This window comes from Pseudomonas sp. Y5-11, assembly GCF_022368695.1.
In the GTDB taxonomy this organism is placed as follows: Bacteria; Pseudomonadota; Gammaproteobacteria; order Pseudomonadales; family Pseudomonadaceae; genus Aquipseudomonas; species Aquipseudomonas parakoreensis.
Window position 1 is genome coordinate 2,990,369 of record NZ_CP058974.1, and the last position, 11,777, is coordinate 3,002,145.

General features: G+C 62.7%; 7 protein-coding genes. 1 reads left to right on the plus strand and 6 read right to left on the minus strand.

Features of this window, described 5'->3' with window-relative positions:
* Window positions 1-341 precede the first annotated feature (341 nt).
* From HXW87_RS13380 to pvdM, 5 genes are all read right to left on the minus strand, one after another.
* The gene (locus HXW87_RS13380) at window positions 342-2,804 is read right to left on the minus strand and encodes a TonB-dependent siderophore receptor (protein ID WP_095667048.1); all 2,463 of its coding nucleotides are present in this window, start codon (window positions 2,802-2,804) and stop codon (window positions 342-344) included.
* A 117-nt stretch (window positions 2,805-2,921) separates the two neighbouring features.
* On the minus strand, window positions 2,922-4,571 hold the full coding sequence (locus tag HXW87_RS13385; protein WP_047295203.1) for a cyclic peptide export ABC transporter: 1,650 nt from the start codon (window positions 4,569-4,571) through the stop codon (window positions 2,922-2,924).
* A gap of 147 nt (window positions 4,572-4,718) precedes the next feature.
* A complete protein-coding gene (locus tag HXW87_RS13390; RefSeq protein ID WP_239779043.1) occupies window positions 4,719-5,627 on the minus strand; it encodes a formylglycine-generating enzyme family protein in 909 nt (302 codons plus the stop codon).
* Between the two features lie 38 nt (window positions 5,628-5,665).
* The gene (locus HXW87_RS13395; RefSeq protein ID WP_239779044.1) at window positions 5,666-6,946 is read right to left on the minus strand and encodes an aminotransferase class V-fold PLP-dependent enzyme; all 1,281 of its coding nucleotides are present in this window, start codon (window positions 6,944-6,946) and stop codon (window positions 5,666-5,668) included.
* Window positions 6,943-8,313 (minus strand): pyoverdine-tailoring dipeptidase-like protein PvdM, encoded by a 1,371-nt coding sequence (gene pvdM / locus HXW87_RS13400; protein ID WP_239779045.1) that lies wholly within the window; start codon window positions 8,311-8,313, stop codon window positions 6,943-6,945. Before pvdM ends, HXW87_RS13395 begins: the two co-directional genes overlap by 4 nt.
* 252 nt (window positions 8,314-8,565) lie before the next feature.
* Between pvdM and HXW87_RS13405 the strand changes: the two genes are divergently transcribed.
* On the plus strand, window positions 8,566-10,185 hold the full coding sequence (locus tag HXW87_RS13405) for a PvdJ/PvdD/PvdP-like protein (protein ID WP_131670070.1): 1,620 nt from the start codon (window positions 8,566-8,568) through the stop codon (window positions 10,183-10,185).
* A gap of 195 nt (window positions 10,186-10,380) precedes the next feature.
* On the opposite strand, the gene HXW87_RS13410 is transcribed toward HXW87_RS13405, so the two are convergent.
* On the minus strand, window positions 10,381-11,772 hold the full coding sequence (locus HXW87_RS13410; RefSeq protein WP_239779046.1) for an efflux transporter outer membrane subunit: 1,392 nt from the start codon (window positions 11,770-11,772) through the stop codon (window positions 10,381-10,383).
* Window positions 11,773-11,777: the final 5 nt, after the last annotated feature.

Genomic DNA, 11,777 nt, shown 5'->3' on the forward strand with positions numbered 1-11,777 from the left:
CATCCGGGGGTAGGCGCGCAGCGCCGTGCGGCGAAGCCGCATGCATCGAGAGGAGGTGCAGCGAAGCAAACCGTAGGCGATGCCCCCGGATGGGCACCGTAGCGAGGGAACACTGAGCCTCAGCGAAGTGCCGTACGCCGGGGCAAAGCCTTTTGGGTTACCTTTTCGGCGTCTGGAAAAGGTGACTCGCTGTAAGAGCGAAACCGCCAGCGGCAGCACCCGCAGAAACGGATATACACCCAAAACCCCAAGAGCCTGGTCGGCCCAAAGGCCGCCAAGCCCCAATCAGCCCCCAAAAAAAACGCCAGCAAATGCCGGCGTTTCAGTGAGCGCTAAACGTATTACCAGTTGTAGGTCACGTCAGCAGTCATGGTGCGGCCTTCACCGTAGTAGCAGTCGAGGGTACCGTTGCACGCGGCAACGTATTTCTCGTCGGTGAGGTTTTGCAGGTTGGCTTGCAGTTTCACGCCTTTGACGTGCAGCGGCGATTTTTCCAGGTCGTAGGAGACCATGGCGTCATACACGGTGTAGGACGGAATCTGGAACGAGTCCGACTCGTAATCGGAACCGTAGCTGCTGCGCACGTAGCGGGCGCCCAGGCCCATGCCGAAACCGGCGAGGGCGGTGGAGATGTCGAAGTCGTAGTTGACCCACGCGGAGGCGGTCAGCGGTGGACGCATGGCCAGGGTGCGACCTTCGCGACCGTCGTTGTCTTTCTCCCACTTGGTCTGGTTACGCGACACCGCCGCCAGCACGCGCAGGTTGCGGGTGACGTTGACCTTGCCTTCCAGCTCGATACCGCGCGAACGCACGGAGCCGCTCTGGGTGCTGAAGCCCGGGTTGTTGAGGTCGGTGGTGAGCATGTTGTCCTGGTCGATCTGGTACGCCGACAGCTGAATGAAGCCGTCGATCGACTTCGGCTCGTACTTGACGCCGACTTCGTACTGCTTGCCGGTGGTCGGTTCGAAGGCGCTGCCGCTCATGTCGGTACCGGTTTGCGGCAGGAACGATTCGGCGTAGCTGACGTACGGTGTGATGCCGTTGTCGAACTCGTAGCCGAGGCCGGCACGCCCGGTGAACTTTTCGTCCTTCTGGTTGCTGTGGCCGCCGCTCAGCGGTTGCTTGTTGTCGGTTTCGGCGAAGTCATACCGACCGCCGAGGGTCAGGAACCACTGGTTCCAGCGCAGTTGATCCTGAGCGTACAGGCCGGTCTGGGTGATGGTGTTGTCCCACTTGTACGGCTGGCGGAAATTGATCTGGCTGCCATACACCGGGTTGTACAGGTCCAGACCTGGAGCGGTGCGGTCGTACAGGCCGAGGAATTTCGAATTGTAGTGGTAGTAGTCCACGCCCAGCAGCACGGTGTGCTCGACATCGGCGGTGTTGAACTTGGCCTGGGCGATGTTATCGATGCCGTAGACCTTGTTGTGCTGCGACCAGTCCACCGCATAACGGCTCTGGTAGCTGCCGTCGTTGAGGCCGGTGACCGGGTTGGTCGGGAACGCATAACCGTGCAGCGGCGCCACGTACTGGTCGTTGATGTCGGCGTAACGCGCGTTCTGCTTCAGGGTCCAGACGTCGTTGAGTTCGTGGGCAATCTCGTAACCGACCACGAACTGCTCGCGGTGGTACTTGTTCACGTCCGGCTCGCCGAGGAACAGGCTGCGGCTGATGCGCCCGGCCTGGCTGCGATGCACGGTGCCGTTGGCCGGCAGGCCCTGGGCTTCCGGTACGTCGTGGTCTTTCTGGTACTGACCGAACACGGTGATGGTGGTCTGATCGTTAGGCAGCCAGGTCAGGCTTGGCGCCAGCAGCATGCGGTTCTGGCTGGCGTAGTCGATGGCCGAGCCGCTGTCGTTGACCACGCCGGTCAGGCGATAGAGGAATTCGCCCTGATCATCGATCGGGCCGCCGAGGTCGAAGGCACCGTACTTGCGGTCATAGCTGCCGCCACCGAGCTTCACTTCGTGCAGCGGGGTCGCGGTCGGACGCTTGCTGACCATGTTGACGATACCGCCAGGCTGGTTCTGGCCGTACAGCACCGAGGCCGGGCCCTTGAGCACTTCGACGCGCTCCAGGGTGTACGGGTCGATCTGCAGCGAACCGCCGGTGCTGCCGCCGCCGTAAGGCATGTGCAGGCCGTCGAGGTACAGCGGAGTAGGGGAGAAGCCACGGGATGTCGGTTCGTCGAAGATCTTCACCCGGTCCGAGAAACCGCCGCCGGTCATGCCCGGCGTGTATTGCAGAGCTTCGGTGACGGTCTTCGAGCCGCGCATCTTGATTTCGTCTTGAGTGACGACGTTGATGGTCTGCGGGATTTCCTTGAGCGACGAATCGGTCTTCGAACCGGTGGCGCTGCGTTTGGCGACGATCCCGTCTACCGGGCCCCAGGCCGATTCTGCCGTGGCGGAAATGCTGGTCGGGGCCAGATCGAGGCTGGCGCCACCGCTGCTGCGCGAACGCAAGGCGACGTTGTTGCCCTCGACGCTGTAGGCGATGTTGGTGCCTTGCAGCAGTTGCGCGATGGCGGCGGTCGGTTCCAGGTTGCCACTGACCGTGCTGCTGCGCAGGCCGCTGACCTCATCCGGGCTGTAAAGCACTTGGAGGTTGGTCTGGCGACCGAATTCCTGCAGCGCGCTCCCCAGCGACTGTGCAGGAATATTGATCGCCACGGCAGCGGCCTGGGCCTGGCCGGCCATCGGTACGGTCAGGGCCATGGCGCAGAACGCTGGCAGGGTGCAACGGAAGGAGCGGCGGATCAGCAGAGCCTTGGCGAGCGGGTGGAGTCCGTGCGGTGCGGGCATTGTTCTTCTACTCTTCAAAGTGTTGACTGAGAACTATTTCTATTAACTGTTAGTAAGACGTTGAGCCTTCCGAAAACCGGAAAGCTCACTGCCATTTTTTTTACAAATTTTTCACAGTCAGGCGGGTTGCAGCTCAGTGACCACTTTGCCGGCGCTCATGCGCACCAGTTGGTCGGCGACATCGAAGTAACGATCGTCGTGGGAAATGACGATGATGGTCTTGCCCAGACGCTTCAGGTCCGGCAGCAGCTCGGTGTAGAAAATCCGCCGGAAGGTCGGGTCCTGATCGGCGGCCCACTCGTCAAACACCAGTACCGGACGTTCCTCCAGCCAGGCGTTGATCAGGGCCAGACGCTTGCGCTGGCCGGTGGACAGATCGGTGGTGGTGAACGAGCCGTCACGCACACTGACCTTGTGCGCAATTTCCAGACGCTCCAGGTATTGGTTGGCGTCTTCCGGGATATGGGTATCGCCCTGAACCACGTCGTCGAACAGGTAGTAGTCGGCGAAAATCGTGGTGAACAACTGGCGGTAATCGTCGCGGTTGCTGGCGTCGACGAGCTGCTGGTTGAGGCGGATTTCGCCTTGCTGTGGCGCGTACAGACCCAGCAGCAATTTGATCAGCGTGGTCTTGCCGCAGCCGTTTTCGCCGACGATGAAAATGATGTCGCCCTGTTCGATTTTCAGGTTCACCGGCCCCAGCCGGAACGGCTTGGCGCCTTCTACCGTCGGGAAGCTGTACGAGACATCGGTCAGTTCCAGGCTGTGCACCGGGGTCTTTTGATGGCCCTGATCGCTGAGCAACAGGTGCGGTTCGGGCGAGGAAAACTGCTCGGACAGATCGGCAATGCGGCGGAACGCAATCTGCGCGCGACTGACGATCGGCAAGGTGCCGATGATGTGTTCCAGCGGCCCTTTCATGTACAGCAGCACCAGCACGAAGCCGCTCATCACCGCTTTGTCGGCGCTCGGCCACAGCGATTGCAGGCCCAGCGCCAGGCCGATCACCACGAAGAACAGCATCGAACCCAAAGTCTTGGCGACCACGAAAATGTTTACCGAACGCACCTGCGTCGCGCAGATCTTGTCGGCCGTGCCTTCGATGCCCGAGACAAACATGCGATGCCGGCGCGGGCGGTGGATGCGCAGTTCCTTGGCGCCCTCGGCGACCGCGTGGTAGTGCTTCTGCAGCTCGTCTTCGTAGTCGCGGGCCTTGAGGAAACCCTGCATGCCGCGCCCGCGCGCGATGTACTGAATGACCGTGCCGATCAGGATCGCCACCGCCATCATCAGGAACATCGGCCACGACAGCATCGCCAGGTAGCCCATGCAACCGAGGGTCACGGTCAGGGAAATCGCCAGCGGCGCAAAGGCGAAAGCGAAGTCGCTGATGGTGTCGACGTCGTGGGTCAGCACCGGAATCAGCCGATGGCTGCGATAGCGCTCGATCTGCTCGATCGGCGCCGAGAGGACTTTCTCGCCGAGCTCTTTGCGCAATGTGGCGATGATGTGCTGGCCGACGAAATTGGTGCCGATGTCGGAAAAGATCGAGCTGGTCAGCGCCAGCAGGCACAGGCCGGCGAACACCGCGACCATGGTGCTGGTCAGTGCGCCCTCGGCGTGCAGCACATTGTTGATGGTCGCCAGCAACGCGGTGACGCTCAGGCCACCGACCATGCCGAGCAGGATCGACACGCTGACGATCAGTCGAAAGGGTTTGAGCAGGGCGAACAATTCATTGATCACCCCGCGTGTTGGTTTGCTCATGGAGGTTCCCTGCTTGAAGGAGCGGCGAACACCGGCACTGCGCGTGGGGTTCGCCTGGATGACGTAGAGGGCGGCGGGCGCGCCATGGAGGATCGCGCCCACCTGTAGAACGACTGGCGGGATGGCTAATTTAGCCGGGCGATGGCGTTACAGATCGCGGGCGACCCGGAAGCCGATCCAGTCGCCACGGGTGTCGGTGTAGGTGGCGTTGCGGTTGCCCGAGCGCGAAAACACCGGGGCCTCGCCCCAGTCGTTGCCCCGGATGCGCCGCACTTCGCACTTGCCGCTGAGCCAGGCACTGCCATCGCTTGGCGCGCCGACGTAGTTGTCGTTGTAGCAATCGGCGGTCCACTCATAAATATTGCCGTGCATGTCGTAGACGCCAAAGGCGTTGGCCGGAAAGCTGCCGGCCGGCGCGGTGAAGTTGTAGCCATCGGCGGCGCCGTAAGTGTTGGCGTGTTTGGCGATGCTGTATTCCTTGCCTTCGTCGAACGGGAAGGGGAACGGGCCCGTGCTGCCGGCGCGGGCGGCGTATTCGCGCAGCGATTCGCTGACCAGTCGATAGGGCTGGCCGGTCTTCTTCGACAGCCAGGCCACGTAAGCTTCGGCCTCCGGGAAATCCATGCACACCGCCGGGTGCTTGTCGGTGTACTGCTTGCGCGGGTCGCTGCCCTGATAATCCGGGATCCCCGCCTTGCACGCGCGACCGGGGCGCGTGTCGCCGTCGGGCATCTTGTAGCCGCTGTCCTTGAGGTAGGCGTCCCACTCGCCGCGCAGAATCTGGAAACGGCTGATCGCCAGCGGTTTGGCAAACGTCACCGGGTGCATCGGCCCTTCATCCGGTTCGCGGCCAACCTCATCCTCCGGCGTGCCCATGGTAAACGTGCCGGTGGGCAGCACGACCATTTCCGGGCAGTCCTTGCAGTCCTTGAACACCTTGCCCGGCGCAGGCGGGGTGGCGGCCTGCGCGGCACCCGGCAGCAGGCCGGCGGCGAGGGCGGTGAGCATCAGCGCCGGCAGCGCCTTCAAGGAAAATCGACGCAGTTCACTGTTCATTGCGAGTCTCGCTAAAAGGGAAAAAGGGAGCGTCCGGGTCAAAGGGCCTGATCGAGCACGGCCAGCAAACGGTCGATTTGCTCTTCGTCGTTGAGCAGACCTGGCGCGGTGCGGATCACCGGGCCGACGTCGCGGTGCACGGCATCGGCCACCACCCGCTTGGCCATCAGGTGCGCGGCGATCTTGTCGCTGTCCTTGCCCTTGACCCGGAAGAAGGTGAAACCGGCGGACAGCTCAGGGCTCAGCGGCGTGACCAGTTCGATCTGCGGACGTTGCTGCAGGCGTTGTTTCAGGTAGCTGTTGAGCGCGTGAATGCGCGCCTCGACCTCGGCCTTGCCCAGCTCAAGATGCAATTTGAACGCTTCGTCCAGCGCCCAGCGGTGTTCGAACGAGTGGTAGCCGCCAGGCGTCATGGTGGTGGAAAACGCCGTGGCTTCGGAGAACGTCGGAATGATCGGGGTCACGTACCTGACTTCGGCGAAGCGGCTGCAGACGATGCCGGTGCCGCGCGGGCCGAACATCCACTTGTGGGTGCCGGCGATGAAGAAGTCGCAGTTCATTTGCGCGAAGTTCAGGTTGTCTACGCCGAAGCCATGCACCCCGTCGACCACGTAAACGATGCGCTCGGCGTCGCTGCGCCCACGGTTGTGCCGGTCGACGATGGCGCCGATTTCACCGATGGGCAGTTTCATGCCGCTGCCCGAATGCACCCAGCACATGCCCAACACCCGGGTTTCGGGACGGATGGCGCTGTCGATGGCAGCAAGGATTTCTGCTTTGCTCGCGTTGTACGGATCCTTGAACAGGCGAATCTTGCGCACCCGGGTGCCGTCGCGTTCGGTGCGCAGGGCGAGGATGGTGTGGGTCGCGTAGTGCTCGTGTTCGGTGGTGAGGATTTCCTGATCGGGGCGCACGTGCACGCCGCCGTAGATCGTCGCCAGACCTTCGGTGGTGCTGCCGGTCAGGGCGATCTGTCTGGCGTCGGCTTGCAGATAGCGACCGGCCCAGACCCGCACGTTCTCTTCGCGCTGTTCGATCACGCCGTGGTCCCAATCCATGACCAGGCCGGGATTGTTGTCGAGGGCGGCGCGGTGCCGCTCAATCGCCTCGCGCACCGGTTTCGGGTGTGAGGTGATCAGAAAGTTGGAGAAGTGCAGATACGCCGGATCCTGATCGAACAGCTGCTGCAACTGCGCCCACTTGTTGCCAGTCACGGGCGCAGCGCTCGCGGCACCGGCGACATTCGGCAGGCTCGCGCCCAGTGGCAGCGCCGCCGCGAGAATCCCCGCCTGCTTCAAGAACTGACGACGATTGCTCATGGCTTGGCAGTTCCCGGCGCAGCGGCCAGTGCCGGTTTCGCGGCTTTCTCGACCTGATCCCAGACCCGCAGGAAGTTGCCGCCCCAGAGCTTGGCGATGTCCGCTTCGGAGTAACCGCGCGAGATCAGCTCGGCGGTGACGTTGCGAATTTCGCCGACGTTCTCGAAGCCTTTGACGCCGCCACCTTCGTTGAAGTCGGAGCTGATGCCGACATGGTCGATGCCGATCTTGCGCACCGCGTAATCGATGGCATCACCCAGATCCTTGAGACTGGCTTTCGGTTCCTCTTCGAGGATCGCGTACAGGCGACTGGCGTACTGGCCGAACTTCTGCTCCGACCACGCGGCAATGATCGGGTCGCCCGGCATCAACGCCATCGCCAGGTTCGGCAGCGGCGGCAGGTCGAAGTCCTTGCGCATCGCGTTGAGCTTGTCCTGGGTTTGCTGGGTGAGCGGACGCAGGTACTGCGAAAACGCAACGATCTGCACCACGCCGCCGCTGTTTTTGATCAGCTGCATTTCCTTGTCGCTGAGGTTGCGCGGAATATCGACCATCGCACGCGGCGCCGAATGCGAGGCCACCAAAGGCGTGCGGCTCAGTTGCGCGACTTGTTCGAGGGCCTTGGTCGACATTTGCGAGACGTCGATGATCACGCCCAGATCGTTGAGACGCTTGACCGCTTGCTTGCCCAGATCCGAGAGACCGTCGAGGGCGTCCGGCGAATCATTGAGAAATGGCAACGGTCGCGACGAATCCGCCCAGTCGTTGTTACCGATGTAGCTGAAGCCGAACATGCGCATGCCGCGCGCCGTCCACAGGTCCAGCAGGTTGAGGTCGTGGCCCAGCGGATAGGCGTTGAGCATGCTGATGAAAATCGCGAATTTGCCTTCGCCGTGCAAGCGCCGGAAGTCGTCGGGGGTGTAGGCGATGGCGACCTGATTGGGGTAATCGCGAACCATGCCGGAGATGATCTTGAAGCGGATCTCCTGCTGGTTGCGTGCCTCGTCGACGAAGCCGGGGGTCGGCTTGTGCGGGGCGTTCGGGCCGTTCCACATTTCCGGCCAGCCGAAGATGGTCAGCGCGGCGCCGGTCAGGCGTCCACGGCTGGCCTTGGCCAGGTCGAACTGGCCGTCGCCGTCCTTGTCGGCCTCGTGGCCGTCGGTGCCGAAATTTTGCGTCAGGCTGACATGGCTGTCGAAAGACAGCATGCGTTCGTGCAGCTCATCGGCCTGCTTCATGACTTTGGCCGGGTAGCCGAGGTCGTCCTTGAACCAGTGGTGCCACACGGCAAAGCCTGCGCCGGCACTGATCGCCAGGGCCAACGGCAGGCCGATGAATAGAGCCTTTTTCGAACGTGGTTTTGTCATTGCCATCTCAGTCAGGTTCGCCATCGAGGTGCAGGCGCGGGGGCCTTCGCTATCTGGGAAGAACGAGTGGTTGGCCGTGGAATTTAGGTTGCCAGGTTAAAAGATCGCAGCCTTCGGCAGCTCCTACATTGGAACGCGATCACTGTAGGAGCTGCCGAAGGCTGCGATCTTTTCAAACCCACATAAATTTACCCGCGCAACAAACGTTCTAGCTTGGATAAAGCCTGCTTCATGGCTGACACAGGTAGGGCAATGAAGATTTCTCGAAGATGGTTCATGGCGGGCCTGGCGCTGACCGGCGCTGCCGTGCCTGCGGCGTATTTCGGGCATCGTGAATGGACGAAGCCGGACCCGACGATCACCCCGGGCGAAGCGTCTTTCGACGTCGCGGACAGGGCCGGGCAGCGCTTGGCAAATGCGTTGCGTGGGGTGTGGGATATCCGTTTCGAAGGTGCCGATGCCGGTCTCGAAGGCTTGCCACCCAAGGGTCTGCAAGTGTTTCTCGACATCGGCCAGAAGGGGCGCGGGGTGTGCGGTTTTCTCGACACGCCCGAGCGCCTGCGTTCCGCTGAAACCCCGCGTTACCGGATTCTTGGCGACCTCGCGAAAGCCGATGCGGCGAAGTTGAGTTGGCGCCTGATCGGTGCCGACGGCCAGATCAGCTATGAGCTGGAGATGATCCTCGATGAGGTCTGGGCCGACTTCGGCAATGCCGGCAGTGGCACCCTCAGCGGCAAGGCCTTGCGCCTGGACCGGTCGCTGGCCTTGCCGGCGCAGGACAACCGCTTTGTCGCCGTCAAGCGGCTGTTTCCCGAAGCGCGCGAGCGCACGCCGCTCAACCCGACGTTGCTGGCGTGGTTGATCTCGCCCGAGCATCGCCTGTTTCACCAGTTGTGGCATGCGACCCGGGACAAGTGGCACAAGCTGCCCGAGGACAAACGCGAAGCCTTGCGCGGCATCGGCTGGCAGCCTGGCCCGCGCGACAAGGAGCGCGATGCCCGTGGCCCGCGCAAGGATCGCAATGGCTCGGGTGTGGACTTTTTCTTCATGCACCGGCACATGCTCGGGACGGCGCGGTCGATGCAGGATCTGCCGTCGTGGGAATTCTTCCCGCTGCCGCAGCCGGAGCTGATCCGCGACCGCGTCGGCTTCGCCCGCTATTTCGACAACCACGACGGCTCAGCCTTGCCACCCACCTGGACGGCGGCGGGCGATGACGAATTCAGCCAATGGGTCAGCGACATCAAGACCGCCGAAACCTACGAAAGCAACTTCCAGGTCTGGGAGTCGCAGTACCGCGACCCGGCGTATCTGGCCCGGCTCACCCTCGGCCAGTTTGGCTCCGAAGTCGAACTGGGCCTGCACGACTGGCTGCACATGCGCTGGGCCTCCGTGCCGCGCGATCCGTCCAACGGTCAGCCGGTGCCGTTTGCCCGCGATCCGGCGGACTTCGCGGCCCGCTGGTACAACGCCGAAAACGACTTCCTTGGCGATCCGTTTTCTTCCCACGTCAACCCGACGTTCTGGCATTTCCATGGCTGGATCGATGATCGCATCGAGGACTGGTTCCGCGCCCACGAGCGTTTCCACCCGGGCGAAGTCACGCGGCTGCAAGTCAATGGCGTGCCATGGTTTGCCCCGGGGCGCTGGGTGGAAGTCGATGACCCGTGGCTCGGGCCGATCACCCATGGTTGCAGTACCACGCCGGGATTGCAGGTGGGCAAGTCGGTGGAGATGGATCCGGAAACCATGAAGCTGGCGCTGCGCATCACCTTCATCACCGACGAGGAAAAACTCGCCGGCCTGTTCCGTCGCGTGCCGCAACGGCCATGGTATGCGCGCAATCTGAAGGCTAAAACCAGCCCGGCTTGAGGGCTGCGTCATCGATCATTCGCGAGCAGGCTCGCTCCCACAGGTTCAGGTGTCAGCCCGAGAGAGCGGCAACACCGTCAATCAATGTGGGAGCTGGCTTGCCAGCGATAGCATCGGGTCAGGCAACGTTGATGCCGGGAGTGCTGGCCTCATCGCTGGCAAGCCAGCTCCCACAGGGTTGTTGTGTTGATTCGATTACAGCGTCTGCCACCCCCCGCCAAGTGCCTTGTACAGCGCAATGCTCGCCTGCACTCGTGACAGCCGTAGTTGTGCATGCTGATCCTGGGCCGCGTACAGCGTGCGCTGGGTTTCCAACACGGTCAGCAAGTCTTCGGCGCCGGCCTGGTAGCGGCTCTGGGCGATGTCGAACGCGGTCTGCGCCTGATTCAGTTCATCGTTCTGCCACAGCCGCTGCTCATCCAGGCGACGAATGCTATTGAGCGCTTTTTCCACATCGGCGAACCCGTTGATGATCGCCCCGCGGTAGGTTTCCAGCAGCTCTTGCTGGCGCGCCGTGGCCTTGTCGCGCTCAGCGCCGAGGCGACCGTTATTGAAAATCGGTGCGACCAGTCCGGCGGTCAGGTTGTAGAAAGGGCTGCGAATCAAATCGTCGAACTGATTGGCGCCTGAGCCGAGTTGGGCGGTCAGGGTCAGTGCCGGCAACATGGCCGCGCGAGCGACTTTGACGTCAGCTTCGGCGGCGGCCAGTTGGGCTTCGGCGCGTGCGATGTCCGGACGCTGGGTGAGCAACTCGCTGGGGACGCCGGCGGCGATATCTGGCCATTGCAGGTGATCGAAGGACTCTGTCGCCGACAGTTGCTGCACCGGTCGGCCAAGCAGGGCGGCGAGGCTGATCAACGCGTCCTGGGCTTGCTGTTGCACGCGCGGCAATTGCCATTGCTGGGCGGCGACCAGGCTTTTCTGCTGGGCCAGTTCCAGTGCGGTGGCGGAGCCTGAATCAAACCGCGTCTGCACCAGTTTCAGTACGCTTTGTGCGTTGGCCAGATTGAGTTCGGCGATGCGACTCTGCTCGCGCAGCGACAAGGTTTGCGCATACGTACTGGCAACGCTGCTGAACACTGTCAGCTCGACCGTCGCCCGGTCGAATTCGCTGGCCTGCAGGGCGAACTGGGCACTGTCGCGCGACGCGCGTTTGCCGCCCCAGAAATCGATTTCGTAGGTGGCGCTCAGGTTGGTATCGAAATAGTCCACCGCCTTGTTGCTGCTGTTGGCATCGAGTTGGCTGTAGCCATTGCCGCGCAGCAGTTTCTGCCGATTGGCATTCAGGCCGGCCTTGACCTCCGGCAGCTGTGAGCCGCCAGCGATGACGGTACCCGCCTGCGCCTGACGCACGCGAGCAACGGCGGCCGCGAGGTCGAAACTGCCGACGCGCGCCTGTTCGATCAGGCGATCCAGTTCCGGGCTGCCAAATTGCGTCCACCATTGCGGGTTGTTGCGCGCAAGGCTGGCCGCCGGCGCCGATTGCCAGGCGGCGGGCGGCTGCACGCCGCTGTCGGGACGCTGGACGGGACTGCCGCAGGCACTGAGCAACAGGCACACGGTCAACAGGCTGAGGCGCGGTTTCATAGGTC

Coding starts and splice junctions, on each gene's coding strand:
- HXW87_RS13380 (WP_095667048.1), bottom strand. CDS start 2,804: ATGCCCGCACCGCACGGACTCCACCCGCTCGCCAAGGCTCTGCTGATC.
- HXW87_RS13385 (WP_047295203.1), bottom strand. CDS start 4,571: ATGAGCAAACCAACACGCGGGGTGATCAATGAATTGTTCGCCCTGCTC.
- HXW87_RS13390 (WP_239779043.1), bottom strand. CDS start 5,627: ATGAACAGTGAACTGCGTCGATTTTCCTTGAAGGCGCTGCCGGCGCTG.
- HXW87_RS13395 (WP_239779044.1), bottom strand. CDS start 6,946: ATGAGCAATCGTCGTCAGTTCTTGAAGCAGGCGGGGATTCTCGCGGCG.
- pvdM (WP_239779045.1), bottom strand. CDS start 8,313: ATGACAAAACCACGTTCGAAAAAGGCTCTATTCATCGGCCTGCCGTTG.
- HXW87_RS13405 (WP_131670070.1), top strand. CDS start 8,566: ATGAAGATTTCTCGAAGATGGTTCATGGCGGGCCTGGCGCTGACCGGC.
- HXW87_RS13410 (WP_239779046.1), bottom strand. CDS start 11,772: ATGAAACCGCGCCTCAGCCTGTTGACCGTGTGCCTGTTGCTCAGTGCC.